This is a genomic window from Comamonas sp. A7-5, from assembly GCF_039581385.1.
In the GTDB taxonomy this organism is placed as follows: Bacteria; Pseudomonadota; Gammaproteobacteria; order Burkholderiales; family Burkholderiaceae_C; genus Comamonas; species Comamonas thiooxydans.
This window is the reverse complement of record NZ_JBCPWO010000009.1, coordinates 81,441-95,956: the sequence shown is the minus strand read 5'-3', so window position 1 is coordinate 95,956 and position 14,516 is coordinate 81,441. Positions and strand designations below refer to the sequence as shown.

Annotated in this window: 15 protein-coding genes; 5 read left to right on the top strand and 10 right to left on the bottom strand. The window is 61.8% G+C overall.

Annotated elements, in window-relative coordinates:
- Positions 1 to 37 precede the first annotated feature (37 nt).
- Genes AAIL67_RS16500 through AAIL67_RS16475 form a run of 6 tightly spaced genes read right to left on the bottom strand, consistent with a single transcriptional unit; the run spans position 38 to position 5,744 of the window.
- A complete protein-coding gene (locus AAIL67_RS16500; RefSeq protein ID WP_034396832.1) occupies positions 38 to 1,219 on the bottom strand; it encodes an acyl-CoA dehydrogenase family protein in 1,182 nt (393 codons plus the stop codon).
- A gap of 17 nt (positions 1,220 to 1,236) precedes the next feature.
- Entirely contained in the window at positions 1,237 to 2,409 is a 1,173-nt protein-coding gene (locus AAIL67_RS16495; RefSeq protein WP_034410426.1) for a lipid-transfer protein, read from the bottom strand.
- Between the two features lie 32 nt (positions 2,410 to 2,441).
- Positions 2,442 to 2,858 carry a MaoC family dehydratase gene (locus tag AAIL67_RS16490; protein WP_003078281.1) on the bottom strand — a complete coding sequence of 139 codons (417 nt, stop codon included), beginning with the start codon at positions 2,856 to 2,858 and terminating at the stop codon, positions 2,442 to 2,444.
- A gap of 12 nt (positions 2,859 to 2,870) precedes the next feature.
- Entirely contained in the window at positions 2,871 to 3,974 is a 1,104-nt protein-coding gene (locus tag AAIL67_RS16485) for an acyl-CoA dehydrogenase family protein (protein WP_063664604.1), read from the bottom strand.
- A gap of 15 nt (positions 3,975 to 3,989) precedes the next feature.
- Positions 3,990 to 4,934 carry a Zn-ribbon domain-containing OB-fold protein gene (locus tag AAIL67_RS16480; protein ID WP_034360306.1) on the bottom strand — a complete coding sequence of 315 codons (945 nt, stop codon included), beginning with the start codon at positions 4,932 to 4,934 and terminating at the stop codon, positions 3,990 to 3,992.
- Between the two features lie 18 nt (positions 4,935 to 4,952).
- Entirely contained in the window at positions 4,953 to 5,744 is a 792-nt protein-coding gene (locus AAIL67_RS16475; protein WP_034360305.1) for an SDR family oxidoreductase, read from the bottom strand.
- A 108-nt stretch (positions 5,745 to 5,852) separates the two neighbouring features.
- Between AAIL67_RS16475 and AAIL67_RS16470 the strand changes: the two genes are divergently transcribed.
- Positions 5,853 to 6,665 carry an enoyl-CoA hydratase gene (locus AAIL67_RS16470; protein ID WP_059440876.1) on the top strand — a complete coding sequence of 271 codons (813 nt, stop codon included), beginning with the start codon at positions 5,853 to 5,855 and terminating at the stop codon, positions 6,663 to 6,665.
- Positions 6,666 to 6,737: 72 nt separating this feature from the next.
- Here AAIL67_RS16470 and AAIL67_RS16465 read toward each other — a convergent pair whose 3' ends face one another.
- Positions 6,738 to 7,139 carry a GFA family protein gene (locus AAIL67_RS16465; protein ID WP_343484402.1) on the bottom strand — a complete coding sequence of 134 codons (402 nt, stop codon included), beginning with the start codon at positions 7,137 to 7,139 and terminating at the stop codon, positions 6,738 to 6,740.
- Between the two features lie 148 nt (positions 7,140 to 7,287).
- The gene (locus tag AAIL67_RS16460) at positions 7,288 to 8,055 is read right to left on the bottom strand and encodes an SDR family oxidoreductase (protein WP_012837520.1); all 768 of its coding nucleotides are present in this window, start codon (positions 8,053 to 8,055) and stop codon (positions 7,288 to 7,290) included.
- 108 nt (positions 8,056 to 8,163) lie between these two features.
- On the opposite strand from AAIL67_RS16460, the gene AAIL67_RS16455 reads away from it, so the two are divergent.
- From AAIL67_RS16455 to AAIL67_RS16445, 3 genes are all read left to right on the top strand, one after another.
- Positions 8,164 to 9,075 (top strand): LysR family transcriptional regulator, encoded by a 912-nt coding sequence (locus AAIL67_RS16455; RefSeq protein WP_343484401.1) that lies wholly within the window; start codon positions 8,164 to 8,166, stop codon positions 9,073 to 9,075.
- A gap of 44 nt (positions 9,076 to 9,119) precedes the next feature.
- Complete coding sequence (locus AAIL67_RS16450) at positions 9,120 to 9,560, top strand: acetyltransferase (RefSeq protein ID WP_343484400.1); 441 nt, start codon at positions 9,120 to 9,122, stop codon at positions 9,558 to 9,560.
- 408 nt (positions 9,561 to 9,968) lie between these two features.
- Complete coding sequence (locus AAIL67_RS16445; RefSeq protein WP_343484399.1) at positions 9,969 to 10,880, top strand: GNAT family N-acetyltransferase; 912 nt, start codon at positions 9,969 to 9,971, stop codon at positions 10,878 to 10,880.
- A gap of 162 nt (positions 10,881 to 11,042) precedes the next feature.
- Here the strand turns inward: AAIL67_RS16445 and AAIL67_RS16440 are convergent, their stop codons facing one another.
- Positions 11,043 to 11,420: a steroid Delta-isomerase gene (locus tag AAIL67_RS16440; RefSeq protein WP_034378486.1), complete on the bottom strand. Its 378-nt coding sequence runs from the start codon at positions 11,418 to 11,420 to the stop codon at positions 11,043 to 11,045.
- 144 nt (positions 11,421 to 11,564) lie between these two features.
- The gene (locus tag AAIL67_RS16435; RefSeq protein WP_012837515.1) at positions 11,565 to 12,338 is read right to left on the bottom strand and encodes a 3-alpha-hydroxysteroid 3-dehydrogenase; all 774 of its coding nucleotides are present in this window, start codon (positions 12,336 to 12,338) and stop codon (positions 11,565 to 11,567) included.
- 155 nt (positions 12,339 to 12,493) lie between these two features.
- On the opposite strand from AAIL67_RS16435, the gene AAIL67_RS16430 reads away from it, so the two are divergent.
- Positions 12,494 to 14,509: an FAD-dependent oxidoreductase gene (locus AAIL67_RS16430; RefSeq protein WP_343484398.1), complete on the top strand. Its 2,016-nt coding sequence runs from the start codon at positions 12,494 to 12,496 to the stop codon at positions 14,507 to 14,509.
- Positions 14,510 to 14,516: the final 7 nt, after the last annotated feature.

The following is a 14,516-nucleotide window of genomic DNA, read 5'->3' as shown; positions in this document are numbered from 1 at the left end:
GTCTCCTTGGTATTTGTTATGTGTGAGATGTCTTCGATCAGCGCTGGGGGCGCGGCATGCCGAGTCCGAACTGGGCAATCAGCTCGCGCTGAATTTCGTTCGTGCCGCCACCGAAGGTGTTGATGGTGGAGGCGCGCAGCTCATACTCCAGCTCGCCCATCAGATAGGAGGCCGCCGAGCCACCACGCACCAGAGCGCTGCTGCCCACGATGTCCATCAATCGATGCAGCACCTCGACCACGCCTTCCGAGCCATAAACCTTGGTGGCAGATGCCAGGCTCACGTCCATGGCACCGGCTTCCAGACTGGCCGCGATGCGGAAGTTGGTCAGTCGCATGGCTTCAAGGCGGGCATAGCACTCCGCCAGACTGCGTCGCACCCAGGCCTGATCGACAGCGCGACGGCCCTGCTCATCCTTGGCCTTGGCCCATTGCAACACCTTGACGAAGGGGGCGAACACCTTGTCCGACCAGGCCCCCAGACCCAGGCGCTCGTGGTTGAGCTGTGCAGTGATCAGCTTCCAGCCCCCATTGAGCTCACCGATCAAACGTGCTGCCGGCACTTCAACGTTGTCGAAGTACGTGGCTGCCGTGTAGTTGCCCACGGTCTGAATCAGCGTATGCGAAAAGCCCTTGTCCCTGGTGTCCACCACCATGATGGAAATACCCTTGTGGCGAGCCAGTTCCTGGTTGGTACGTGCGGCCAGCCACACATAGTCGGCAGATTCGATGCCCGAAGTCCACAGCTTCTGGCCGTTGACCACGAAATGCCCGGTCTGAAGATCGCCCTGCAGCTGAGCCTGTGTCTTGAGCATGGCGAGGTCGGAGCCAGCACCGGGCTCGGAGTAGCCAATGGCGAAAATGATGTCGCCGCTGGCCATGCCGGGCAGAAACTCCTGCTTCTGCGCCTCGGTGCCATGCTCCATCAGCGCGGGGCCGACGGTGCTGATGGTGACGAAAGGCAGGGGAGCTCCGGCAATATTGGCTTCCTCAAAGAAGATCAGCTGCTCGGTGGCCGACAGGCCCTGGCCGCCGAATTCCTTGGGCCAGCCTATGGCCAGCCAGCCGTCGCGCCCCATCTTGCGGATCAGTTCGCGGTACTCGTCGCCGCCCTCTGCACCGCGCATGCGGGCCTTGAGCTCGGGCGTCATCAACGCCTGAAAGTAGTCACGGCACTTCAGGCGCAGCGCATGCTGCTCGGGAGTCAGGTCAATGAACATGAATGTCTCCCTTGCAATCAGGCCTCGTCGCCCAGAATCAGGCCGCTGGTGGGCACGCCTGTACCGGCGGTCACCACCATGTTGTGCACGTCCTTGACCTGATTGACGGAGCTGCCCCGGATCTGGCGCACGGCTTCGGCAATGCCGTTCATGCCATGGATATAGGCTTCGCCCAGCTGGCCGCCATGGGTGTTGATGGGCATGGAGCCGCCGCGTGCATGCTCGCCGGCGCGAATGAAGTCCTTGGCCTCGCCGCGCTTGACGAAACCGAACTCCTCGAGCTGAGGCAGCACAAAGGGCGAAAAATGGTCGTACAGCACTGCGCTTTGCACATCCTTGGGAGTCAGGCGGCTTTGCTGCCACAGCTGACTGGCGACATGCCCCATTTCAGGCAGGCCGGTGATGTCCTCGCGGTAAAACGAGGTCATGGACTGCTGACCGTCAGAGATTCCCTGGGCAGCCGCCTTGATGTAGACCGGCTTGGCCTTCATCTCACGGGCACGGTCGCTCGATGTGATGACCATGGCCACGGCCCCGTCGGACTCCTGACAGCAGTCCAGCAGGTGCAGCGGCTCGCAGATCCAGCGGCTGGCCTGGTGCTCCTCCAGTGTGATGGGCTTGCCGTAGAAGAATGCGTTGGGATTGGTGGCTGCAAAGTCGCGCACGGCCACGGCCACGCGGCCGAAGTCCTCGCTGGTCGCACCGAAGGCATGCATATAGCGGCGGGCAAACATGCCCACCCAGGATGCCGGCGTGTGAAAGCCGTGGGGCATGTACCAGCCATAGTTCACATTGTCAAAGAATGGCGTGCTGCCAAAACCATAGCTGCCGGTGCCAAAGCGGTACCAGCTGCGCTCATTCATGGCGCGGTAGACCACGACGGTCTTGGCAATGCCCGTGGCCACGGCCATGGCCGCATGCAGCACGGGGCCGCAGGCCGCGCCACCGCCATGCGGAACCTGCGAGAAAAAGCTCACATTGCGAGCTCCGAGCAGGCGGGCGATTTCATACTCGGGGACCTTGTCCACGGAGTACGAGGAAAAGCCGTCCACTTCCTTGGGGTCGATGCCGGCATCGCTCAGCGCAGCCAGCGTGGCCTCCATGGCCAGACGCAGCTCGGTACGGCCCGAGTTCTTGGAAAATTCTGTTGCACCCAGACCCACAATGGCGGCGCGACCGGAAATATTCATATCGTTCACAGGAATGTCTCCGCTTGTTGTTCTTAGGCCAGGGCCACTTGCACAGTGCCGCTGACGTGAGAGCCCATGGAATTGCTGCCCTTGAGCGTGATCTGAACGCTGCGCGTGGCCTCGTTCTTCTCGGTCACGGAGCCCGTGAACTTCATGGTGTCGCCGGGATAGTTGGGCGCGCCCAGGCGAATCTTCAGATCCATGAGGCGCGCATCGTCGCCAGCCCAGCTCTCGACAAAGCTCTGCACCAGACCGTTGGTGGTCAGGATGTTCATGAAGATATGGGGTGAGCCCAACTCTCGCGCGGCATCGCGGTCATGATGTCCGGGGAAATAGTCACGCGTGGCGATGGCGCCGCCGGCAATCAGCGGCACGGTGATGGGCACGCTGACGGGCTGTAGTTCGTCGCCCACGTTCACCGACTCGAAGCGAATAGATTGGTTTGCCATGTTGTTGTCTCCTTAGCGGTCTTCGGGCAGGTCGTACTTCCAGCCGAGCGTGTCGTTGTCTGCGAGCCACTGGCCCAGCGCTTGCAGGTGCTGCTCGGCACTGCCGGCCTCGGCAGCCAGTGCACGACACCAGAACATGAAGCGGTGAATGTGATAGGTCACATCCACGCCCATGCCGCCATGCACATGCTGTGCAACGCGGCCTACCTTCAGGCCCAGCTCGTTGGACTGAGCGCGCACCGCGTGGGCCTGCGGCGTGCAAGGCAGGCCGGCATCCAGACGCCAGACCAGCTGGCTCAGTGCGCTGCGCTGCGCCTGCATGAGGATGTAGCCGTCGGCCATCTGGCCCTGCACCAGCTGGAAAGTCCCGATGGGACGGTCGAACTGCTTGCGCTCGCTCACATACTCCACGGTGCGACGCAACTGCTCCTGCGTCACGCCCTGCTGCAGGCTGGCCAGGCAGGCGATTGCCATTTCGTTGACCCAGTCCAGCGCACGGCCGCCCAGCACGGCCAGCACCGGCGTGTTGCGAAAGCTGATGTCGGCCACCGCACAGTAGTCTTCGCGCATGCCGGCCACGCGGCTGACGCCATCCGCCTGCAGGCTCACCAGCACCAGCTTGATCTCATCGCCCGCCGCCGCCGCCACCAGAGCCACCCGGGCCTGCTCGCCCAGAGGCACGGCTTGCAGCTGGCCCTTGAGTCGCTCACCCTGCAGCTCAAGCGCCGGCCCGCGTGCAGCCACTGCGGCCTGCAGCGACAGAGCCAGCAACTCGCCCTCCATGGCGGACTGAACGACTGCGTCCTGCCCCTCGGCAAACTTGGCAATCGCGGCAGCAGCGACCTGCTGCTGCCACAGCGGAACCTGCGCCAGCGCACGGCCTTGCTGCTCCAGCACGGCCAGCATCTCGCTCATTCCCAGACCCAGGCCGCCTGCAGCTTCCGGCACCAGGATGCTGTGCAGGCCCGCAGCCACGCACTGCTGCCACAGATCCTGCATGAAAGGCTGACCCGAGGCATCGTGCTCGCGCAGCTTGTCGTCGGTGCAATAGTCTGCAAACAGGCTTTGCGCCATGTCTGCAAATGCACGTTGGTCTTCACTGAGTTGAAAGTCCATGACGGTCTCCTCGCATCAGCCCACGGGACGGAACTGGGCCAGAGTCAGATCACCGTCGAAGGTGTTGAACTCAACCTGAACCTTCTGACCGATCTGCACCTCGCCGGGCTTGACGCCGACCAGCTGGGCAATCAGACGCACGCCCTCTTGCAACTCCACCAGACCGATGGGATTGGGGTGGTCGAAAGGCGGTACTTCGGGGTAGTGCATGACCACGAACGAGTACACCGTGCCCTTGCCGCTGGCCTGCACCGTGTCCCAGTCGAACGAATGGCACTTGGGGCAGACGGGACCCGGTGGATGGTGCAGATCGCCGCAGCTCTTGCAGCGCTGAATCAGGAGCTTGCCTTCCTTCAGGCCTTCCCAGAAGAAGCGGTTGTCATCGCTCACGCCTGGTGCGGGTCGCTTGATCTTCGGGGCGGCCGCCTGCGCGGGTTCGGCCTTTTGCACATTGGCAGGACGGAACTTGAAGACGCGGAACATCAACTGGCCGACCTTCTCGTCTTCGCCATTCGCTGCCTTGATCGAGAAGTACTCCATGATCTGCGTGACAAAGTAACCCGTGCCCAGGGCCGTGGTCTTCTCTTCGCTGATGGCTTCCAGGCGTGTCGTGTAGTACAGGTCTTCACCTTCAAGCACATCGCGCTCGAAGCTCAGCTCGGAATTCACCGCCACGGTGGAAGGAAAGTCGTGCGCTTCGATCAGCTTCAGAACTTCATAAGGATTCTCTGTCGTGGAGCCTGGCGGGTAGTTGTTCTGCACCGGCCCTTCCATGCACCAGACCTGCAGCATCGCGGGAGGGGCAATGGTCTTGCCATCCTTGTTGGTCTTTACGGCCACCCCCATCAGCTCGCTCCACTGACGAATCATGGGGCTGTTGACCTTGTCCCAGGCATAGACACGCCCGTATTGCTTGCCCACGTATGCGCGGACCTCTGCCATCCAGTCTTGATCGGTCAAGATTGTCTCCTTTGAAATTCAGTGTTTTTGTTGCACGGATTCCGAGTTCGATGCGCTCAGAAATGCGGGGCGCTCACCACCGCCATGCAGCAGCAGATTGGTGCCGCTCATGTAAGAGGCGTTTTCGGAAGCCACATACAGACAGGCATTGGCAATGTCCTGCGGCTCGGCCAGACGACCCGCAGGAATGGTCCCGGCGACAGAGGCAATTCCCGCCTCATCCCCGAAATGCAGGTGCGACTGTTCGGTGCGCACCAGGCCGGGGCTGACCGCCACCACACGCACCTTGGGCGCCCACTCCACAGCCAGAGAACTGACCAGGCTCAGCACTGCAGCCTTGGCCGCTCCATAGGCCGCCGTACCGGGGGAAGGACGCAGCGCGCTGATGCTGCCGATGCAGACAATCACGCCACCGCCATCCTGCTGCTGCATCACGGCATTGGCGGCCTGGGAGGCGTGCAAGGTCGAGAACAGATTCAGACGCAGCACGCTTTCATGAAAGCGCGGAGACACCGTAGCGGCATCCACATGGGGGGCGCCACCGGCGTTGTTGACGAGAACGTCCAGACGGCCATGGCGGCGCTGCACCTCATCGACCATGTCCTTGACGGCCTGGGCCTCGCGCACATCACATGCAACGAAGTCCGCGCTACTGCCATTGATGCTTGGCAACGCTTCAGGTTGCTGACGGCCGCACACCACTACCGTGGCACCTGCCGCGAGAAACGCCTGGGCAATGCCCTTGCCGATGCCCTTGGTGCCGCCAGTGACCAGCACTACCTTGTCTTGAAAGCTTTTGTTCGTATCCATGCCTGCCAATTTAGGTTTCGGCACCAGCAGCAGATACGTCCAAAAGGACGATGTTGCTCTATCCCTTGAAAACGACCATCGTCCCTGTTCAACTCCCTGGGAATCCTTATGTCGGCATCGCTTTCCGCTATTGAAAACATGGACGCCGCGCAGCGAGAGCTACTGGTTCGGCATCAGGACCATGGCGTAGCAATCGTTCAGCTCAACCGCCCCGAGGCAACGAACGCGCTGAGTCTTTCTCTGCAGGCTGCGTTGTCCAGGACCTTCGCCGAGCTGAGCGCAGACGCCAGCGTGCGCTGCATCGTTCTGACCGGCGGCGACAAGGTGTTTGCGGCAGGCGGCGACATCAAGAGCATGGACTCCTGCGGCCCCATAGAGATCATGAAGCGCCACACAGAGCGCGTCTGGGCCCCCATTGAGAAGTGCCCCAAGCCCATCATTGCAGCGGTCTGCGGCTATGCCTTTGGCGGCGGGGCCGAGCTGGCCATGCATTGCGACATCATCATTGCCGGGCAAGGAGCCAGCTTTGCACAGCCCGAGATTCGCATCGGCATCATGCCCGGTATCGGCGGCACCCAGCGGCTGGTGCGCGCCGTGGGCAAGTTCCAGGCCATGCGCATTCTGCTGACCGGCAAGCCCGTCAGCGCCGACGAAGCCTATGCCATGGGTCTGGTCAGCCTAGTCTGTGCAGACGATCAGGTAATCCCTGAGGCGCTGAAAATGGCAAAACTGATTGCCAATATGCCGCCACTGGCCGTGGAGCAGATCAAGGAAGTGGTGATTGCCGGCATGGACGCATCGCTCGATGCCGCCCTGATGCTGGAGCGCAAGGCCAACCAGATCCTGTTTGCGACCCGCGACCAGAAGGAAGGCATGAATGCGTTCATTGAGAAACGCCAGCCGGTGTTCAAGGGGGAGTGAACGCATCAAGCCAGAGCCGCAACATCGCCTTGCTGGAGGGCGGTGTAGCAGCCCGAGGGGCTAAGGCGGCCCTCAGTCATTGCGCATGCAGCCACCGGCAAAGCTTGACCACAAAGGCTGCGACTCCAGATGCGCATGCTTTTGCTTGAGAGCCGAAAAAGGCGAGTCCAGCGTGCCCAGTGCGATACATATCCAGTCGGCCCAGTCACCGGCCTGCCTGGACCAGAACAGGGATGAGCCGCAGTGCTGGCAAAACTGCCTGTGCACGGAAGCCGACGATGCATAGGATTTGATGTCGCTCTGCCCGGAGACTATGCACAAATCCTTGCGCGGCACGGCGCCATAGCTCGCAAACGCGGAGCCATGGCTTTTACGGCACTGCCCGCAATGGCAGTGGGTCACGGCCCTGGGCGGCGACAGCAGCCGATAGCCGACTCTTGCACATAAACAGCTTCCCAGATAGTTATCGGGCACGACTCAGTCTCCAAATCCTCTATCCCCAGCACCTGGTCCGCAGGCATCGAATATCTGCCGCTGCGTGTCTGCATGCATCCCATATGCCTTGACCGTCCCGGCGCTGCCGGGCAAGGCCGCGTTCCGAATGGAGTTGCCCGGCATAGTTTCAGAGCATCATGCCACCAGACACTTCAATGCGCTGGCCCGTGACCCAGTTGTTGCCATCGGCAAGCAATGCGGCAACTGCGGCACCCACATCGTCGGGGCGCCCTGCCCGGCCCATGGCGGTCAGGCCGCTGATATGGGCGTTGAGCTGCGCGTTGTCGCGCACCACGCCGCCACCGAAATCCGTCTCTATGGCGCCGGGTGCAATCGTGTTCACGGCGATGCCGCGTGCGCCAAGCTCCTTGGCCAGATAGCGCGTCATCACCTCAATGCCGCCCTTCATCACCGCATAGGCGGCATAGCCGGGGAGACTGAAGCGTGCCAGCCCGGACGAGGTATTGATGATGCGTCCACCGTCCCGGATCAGGGGCAGCAGTTTCTGTGTCAGAAAGAACGTGCCCTTGAGGTGAATATCGACGAGCAGATCGAACTGCTCTTCCGTGGTTTCGGCAAACGGCGCCACCAGGCCGATACCGGCATTGTTTACCAGATAGTCCAACTGTTCACGCTGCCAGGTATCGGCCAGCACGCGCCTGACGCTGTCGGCAAATGCGGCAAAGCTCTTGCTTTCACCAACATCCAGGCGCAGCGCCACGGCGCGACTGCCCTGTGCCTCGATGCGGGAGACCAGCTCCTGCGCATCGCTTTCGCTGTCCTTGTAAGTGATGATCAGATGAACGCCGAGCTCGGCCAGCTTGAGGGCTTCGCTACGGCCCAGGCCACGGCTTGCGCCGGTGATCAATGCGATACGGGGTGCTGATGCTTGCATGTCGGTCTCATGGAGGATGTCAACAAGCCAGGACTTTAGGTGTTCTCCATTTATGAATAAACACGAGAAAAAAGATCGCACTGTTCACTTTAAAAATACAATAAAGCCATGGATTTCAATGCGCTTCATGTGTTCACCCGCGTTGCCGAACTCTCCAGCTTCACCCAGGCCGCAGAGCAGCTCGGGCTGACCAAAAGCCGTGTGTCTACCGTGGTGCAGCAGCTGGAAAAGCAGCTGGGAACCCGTCTGCTGCAACGCACCACCAGACATGTGCGGCTGAGCGCCGATGGCGAGCAGTTCCTTGAGCGCAGCAAGGAACTCATGGCCGACCTGGAACAGCTGCAAGCCATGTTCCAGCCTGCCGCCAGCGGGCTGCGAGGCAGTCTGCGCATCGATATGCCCAATTCTCTGGCCCGGGATGTCGTCATTCCGAAACTGCCCGAATTCCTCTCGGCCCACCCTTTGCTGGAATTAGGCATCAGCACCAGCGACCGCCGCGTGGATGTGGTGCAGGAGGGCTTTGACTGCGTGGTGCGCATCGGCCCGCTGGCAGATACCGACCTGATCGCCCGCACCATCGGTGAGATGGAGATGTGCAATCTGGCCAGTCCCGCCTATCTGGAGCGCCACGGCACGCCCGCAACACTGGCCGATCTGTCACGCCACCGCATCATTCACTATGCGAACCAGCTCGGGCGGCATGGCGCGGGTTGGGAGTATCAGCACGACAAGGAGACCGCCTTGCAGCCCATGCGCTGCGCCCTGGTGGTCAACGGCACGGATGCCTACCAGGCAGCCTGCCTTGCCGGTCTGGGCCTGATTCAGGCGCCCGTCCGGGGTGCGCGCCATCTGCTGGATCAGGGCCTGCTGGTCGAGGTCATGCCCGACTTCAAGGCCGCGCCCATGCCGGTGTCCCTGCTCTACCCGCATCGCAGACATATTGCGCCGCGGGTCACTGCCTTCCTGAACTGGATCACCGAGGTGCTGGAGCCCCATCTGACAGGCATGGACCGCTCTTGATGCCTGGCCCCAGGGCGAGCATGGTGCATATGCATAATTCGGCGATGACTTCCATTCGAGCTTCCCGCCCCGACGAAGGGGCACGAGCGATCGAGATCTGGCGCCATGCCGTTGATGCCACACATGACTTTCTGAGTCCGCAGGATCGCGCAGAGATTGACGAGATGGTGTGCGGCTTTCTGCCAGACGCCCCGCTGTGGTTCGCCGTCGACGAGCAGGACTATCCCCTGGCATTCATGCTCATGGACCAGGGCCATATGGAAGCGCTATTTGTGGACCCCGCTTTCAGACACCGGGGCCTCGGTGCGGCGCTGGTGCGCCACGGCCTGGCACTGCATCCCGAGATGAGCACCGATGTGAACGAGCACAACGCTCAGGCGGTGGGCTTTTACGAGCGCCTGGGCTTCAAGCGCACGGGCCGCTCTCCGCTCGACGGGCAAGGCCGCGCCTACCCGATCATCCATCTCAAATACGCCAATCCCTGAATGGCCGGCCGGCTGGACTACGCACGCCGACCCGGCACGGATCGCAACATCCAGCGCTTCAAACGCTATATAAACAAGAGCATATTACGCCTGTCTTTTATTGACTATGACCACAAAGCATTCGAAATTCGAATGCAGTCAGGCGCAAGCAGCTTCTGAATACAGAGCATCGCAGCCGCCGGCTGCTGCTGTGTTGCAGCGCCGGCGCCATGGCTTATCCGGCTCCGGGGCAAGCGCCGCACGCCACACCACAGGCTCGCCATAGACCGAGCAAAGAGATGCGAGATCAGCGCTGCGCCTGCGCAGCAGAATCCGCTTGCCTAGAATCGGCGCCTGTGTCGAAAGAACCGTCATGGCCCGCGCCGTGGCCATGAAAGGCTTTCATTCTTGCAACCGACGGTGTTGAAGATGAGCAAGCCTTTCATATCCCTGTGTCCGGAAATCACGCGGGCCAATGCACTGAATCTGATGGACTGGCTGAGCGACGAAGACGTCGTGCGTCACCTCAGCGATTCGCGTCATGTCTCGCGTCACATAGAGCAGCTCATTGACCGGGTTCAGCTGCCCATACTCACCCATCTCTTCAATCAGGGCGGCCGCTTCTTCATGGCATACGACCGCGACGACCTGCCCGTGGGCTTCGTGCGCCTGATCCGCAATGGACCGGACTGCGAAATCGTGCTGGTCATCGGCAAGCGCGACAACTGGGGGCGCAAGCTCGGCGCCAGCGCCTTGCACGAGGGCATGAAGCTGGCCTTTTTCGACATGCGTGCCGAAAGACTGATTGCGAGGATCCATGCCGACAACACGCGCTCGCTCAAGACCTTTGCGCACAACGGCTTTGTGCTGGAGAGTGAAACGCCCGCACTCAAGTCCTATGCGATGACGGCGCAGCGCTACCTCCAGCGCTTGCGCGCCGGGCTGCCGGGAGCGGCGGGCGGCATTTGCATCACCGCCGTGGATCAGGCACGCCTCAGAGATCTGCTCGCCCTGGAATGGGAGTCGCAAGCGGTCGATCTGGAGCATGAAATCGAGCGTGCCGCCGTCGTCGATGCCCGGCAGGTGCAGCGCAATGTGGTCACGATGAACTCCAAAGCCTTGCTGCGCCTCGATGAGGTGGCCGTCGAAGTGGCCCTGGTCTATCCCGAGGATGCCGATGACAGTGCAGGAAGGCTCTCGGTTTTCTCGGGCGTGGGCACGGCCATTCTGGGCTGTCGGGAAGGAGACCGCATCGACTGGCGGATTCTCGATCGCACCCGCCATATCCGGATCGAGAAAGTGCTCTACCAGCCCGAGGCAGCCGGACACTTCCATCTGTAAGCCGGCTCAGGCTGGGGGCATTCGCTGCACCGCCTTGAACAACAAAATCAATAGCATCTCCCGCCGTATATCAATGGATTTCAGATTCAAAGAGTCTTGTAATCCTTTTAGATCAGGCGAAGACAGCTTCTATATCAGGAGCAGTCAAGCGCCTGGCTCTCATCAGACGGCGGCGTGAATATTCTTCTCGCCAAACAAGGCGCGCATGCTCACCACCTTGCCGGCGCCATTGAAGCGAAAGTGATCGATGGGCGCAATCACGGTCTTGCGGCCCTGATACTCGAAACTGACGGTGAAAGCGAAGGCCGCCTCGTCGGCAACCGCGCGCACCTCCTGCGTCAGCTCCACCACTAGCGGCAGCTTGAGCGAGTTGGCGTAAAACGCACGAATCGCAGCCGTGCCGCACCTCGGCTCGGAGCCCACCGGGTCTTCCACCGTGGCGTCATCGGCAAACAGCGCGACGATGCCGTCCAGATCGCCGGCGTTCAGCGCAGCCACATAGCGCTGCACAACTGCGGTCATATGTTCTGGGGTATTCATCTCAAATCATCCTTTTAGCAAGCGCCGTTGAAAACCGGCAATGCCCAAACAAGGGACGGCAAGCAAAAAAGCCGCCTTGCGGCGAGGCCATAGTCTCCCTCCCGCAGAGAGAGGGGGAAGACGCAGGGCCTGCCTCGGGGGATGTCAGAACTGTGTCGGACGCATCACCGCATCAATGCCGCCATCAATGACGATCTGCGCGCCATGCACATAGCTTGCGGCCGGGCTCATCAAAAAGGCGATGACCGACGCCATCTCGGACGGCTCGGCTCGGCGGCCCATGGGAGGCACGAACTTGGCAATGGATTCGCCATAGCGCGGATCCTGCAGACCCGCCTGCAGCAAGGGAGTCTCGGTCGCGCCGGGGGCAATGGTGTTCAGGCGCACGCCGGCCTCGCCCCAGGCGGCGGTGCGTTTGCGCACAGCCACCGTCAAGGCATTCTTGCTGCCCGCATAGGCCAGATTGCCGCCCTGCTCTCCCGCTTGTTCGACAATGGCGCGGGCCTTGGCTTCCTCGCCGGCCTCCAGTGCCGGTGCCAGTGGGTTCTTGTCAAAAGCCAGATGCGCGGAAGCCACGGACGAGATGACGACGGCTGCGGGCTGCCGGCCCTGTTTCAGCAGCGGCAGAAAAGCATCCATCAGCTCGGTCGCGCCAAAATAATTGACCGAAACCACATTGCCGAGCACCTTGGTCTGCGGCCCCAGGCCGGCGCACAGCACCAGGCCGTCCATGCCCTTGCTGCACTTCGCCAGTACATCGGCAATCGCCTGCTTTCGACCTTCGGCCGTCGAGAGATCGGCAATCACTTCCGCATCGCGTATATCGATGCCTACGATCTGGTGGCCGGCCGCTTCCAGGACCTTGCGCGTAGCGGCACCAATGCCGGTGGCGCAGCCGCTCATCACGATGATGGACATGTCTTGTTTCCTTTTGTCTGGGTAGTGATGGCGCACATCTAAGCCCATCATGAACAGCCAGACTACATGCAAACGGACGATGTAATTCCCCTAGGGAAAATTTACCGTGGCCCTTCCTACACTGGCGCAACATCTGCGCGTGAGGAAATCCAGCCATGTACCCCCATCTCTTCCAGCCCATCACCATCGGCCATATCACCCTGAAGAACCGGGTTCTGATGGGCTCCATGCATACCGGGCTGGAGGATCAGGCGCAGGGTTTTGAAAAGCTGGCCCTCTTCTACACCGAACGTGCACGGGAAGGGCTGCAGCTCATAGTCACAGGGGGCTTCGGCGTCAACGAGTACGCACTGGGAATGCCCGAGCATGCCGAGTTCTCGACACTGTGCACGCCAGAGCAGGCGGCGCGGCACCGCCTCATCACCGATGCGGTGCATGCCGAGGGCTGCCATATCCTCATGCAGGTACTGCATGTGGGCCGCTACGACCACGGCAGCGGCGGCGTCTCGCCCAGCAGCGTGCTCTCCAGACTCAGCAACCGCAGCTCGCGCGAACTCAGCGCGGCCCAGATCGAGCAGATCATTGCCGACTATGTGCGCTGCGCCTGCCTGGCCCGCGAAGCCGGCTATGACGGCGTGGAAGTCATGGGCGGCGAGGGCTATCTGATCAACCAGTTTCTGGCGCCGCTGACCAACTTCCGCACCGACGAATGGGGCGGCGATGCCGCCGGCCGCAGCCGCTTTGCGCTGCGCATCGTGCAAGGCATACGCGCGGCTGTGCCCGAGAACTTCGTCATCAGCTTTCGCCTGTCTCTGATGGACCTGGTCGAGCATGGCAGCCACTGGAAGGAAGTGCTGGATCTGGCCCGCCAGCTGGAAGCCGCTGGCGTGAACCTGTTCAACACCAGCGTGGGCTGGCATGAGGCGCGCATTCCCACCATCGCCATGATGGTGCCGCGCGCTGCATTCAGCTGGGCTGCCGAGCAGCTCAAGCAGGCAGTCAGTGTTCCCGTGGCGGCCAGCAACCGCATCAATACCCCCGAAGTGGCCGATGACCTGATTGCCCAGGGTCATGCCGACATGGTGGCCATGGCTCGCCCCTTTCTGGCCGACCCGGCCTTTGTGCGCAAGGCGCAGGCGGGCCAGAGCAGCGCCATCAACACCTGCATTGCCTGCAATCAGTCCTGTCTGGATCGCATCTTCACGCGCCAGCAGGTCAGCTGCCTGGTCAACCCCAGAGCCTGCCGCGAATGGGAATGGCCGCAGGACAAAGCCGCAGTTCCGCGCAAGATCGCCGTGCTCGGTGCTGGACCTGCAGGACTGGCCTGCGCGCGCGAGGCGGCCGACCGAGGCCACAAGGTGACGCTGTTCGAGCCCGGCATCCGCATCGGCGGCCAGTTCTTTCTGGCGCAGAAGGTGCCCGGCAAGCAGGAGCTGGGCGAGACGCTGCGCTACTTCGAGCATGAGATCCAGCGCCTTGGCATAGAACTGCGGCTCAACACCACACCGGACATCAACACCCTGAGCGTCTTTGATCACGTGGTCGTGGCCACGGGAGTGACACCGCGACGCAGCGGCATCGAGGGGGAGAACAGCTCCAAGGTGGTGGACTATATCGAGGCCTTGCGCAGCCCCCGCTTTGTCGGCGAACGCGTGGCCATCGTGGGCGCGGGGCCGCTGGGCTTTGACATGGCCGAATTGCTGGCCCATCACAAGGCCGACGACGGCAGCGTGGCCGCCTTTGACCGCGAATGGGGCATTGATCCAAAGCGCGAGCAGCGCGGCGGCATCAAGGCCAGCGAGAAAGCCGATTCGCCGCGTCAGATCTGGCTGCTTCAGCGCAGCAAGGCGGCCATGGGCAGCACCTTGCCCACCACCACGGGCTGGATTCGCCGCGCCCGGCTCAAGAACAAAAGCGCACGCATGTTCAACGACGTGGAGTACATCCACGTCGACGACAACGGCCTGCACCTGCGCATACGCGGCGAGCAGCGCTGCCTGAGCGTGGACAACATCGTGGTCTGCGCCGGCCAGGAATCACATGACCCCTGGTCATCAAGACTTCAAGCACAAAACATTGCGCACACAGTGATTGGGGGCGCGCGCAATGCCCACAAAATTGATGCAGCGCGCGCCATCGAAGAAGGGGCCGAACTCGGCCGAAAACTATAGGAGACAG

Bases quoted from the DNA above. Each gene is read 5' to 3' on its own strand.
- AAIL67_RS16470 (WP_059440876.1), top strand. From the start codon at position 5,853: ATGTCGGCATCGCTTTCCGCTATTGAAAACATGGACGCCGCGCAGCGA.
- AAIL67_RS16485 (WP_063664604.1), bottom strand. From the start codon at position 3,974: ATGGACTTTCAACTCAGTGAAGACCAACGTGCATTTGCAGACATGGCG.
- AAIL67_RS16495 (WP_034410426.1), bottom strand. From the start codon at position 2,409: ATGAATATTTCCGGTCGCGCCGCCATTGTGGGTCTGGGTGCAACAGAA.
- AAIL67_RS16500 (WP_034396832.1), bottom strand. From the start codon at position 1,219: ATGTTCATTGACCTGACTCCCGAGCAGCATGCGCTGCGCCTGAAGTGC.
- AAIL67_RS16440 (WP_034378486.1), bottom strand. From the start codon at position 11,420: ATGAATACCCCAGAACATATGACCGCAGTTGTGCAGCGCTATGTGGCT.
- AAIL67_RS16490 (WP_003078281.1), bottom strand. From the start codon at position 2,858: ATGGCAAACCAATCTATTCGCTTCGAGTCGGTGAACGTGGGCGACGAA.
- AAIL67_RS16475 (WP_034360305.1), bottom strand. From the start codon at position 5,744: ATGGATACGAACAAAAGCTTTCAAGACAAGGTAGTGCTGGTCACTGGC.
- AAIL67_RS16445 (WP_343484399.1), top strand. From the start codon at position 9,969: ATGAGCAAGCCTTTCATATCCCTGTGTCCGGAAATCACGCGGGCCAAT.
- AAIL67_RS16430 (WP_343484398.1), top strand. From the start codon at position 12,494: ATGTACCCCCATCTCTTCCAGCCCATCACCATCGGCCATATCACCCTG.
- AAIL67_RS16460 (WP_012837520.1), bottom strand. From the start codon at position 8,055: ATGCAAGCATCAGCACCCCGTATCGCATTGATCACCGGCGCAAGCCGT.
- AAIL67_RS16435 (WP_012837515.1), bottom strand. From the start codon at position 12,338: ATGTCCATCATCGTGATGAGCGGCTGCGCCACCGGCATTGGTGCCGCT.
- AAIL67_RS16455 (WP_343484401.1), top strand. From the start codon at position 8,164: ATGGATTTCAATGCGCTTCATGTGTTCACCCGCGTTGCCGAACTCTCC.
- AAIL67_RS16450 (WP_343484400.1), top strand. From the start codon at position 9,120: ATGACTTCCATTCGAGCTTCCCGCCCCGACGAAGGGGCACGAGCGATC.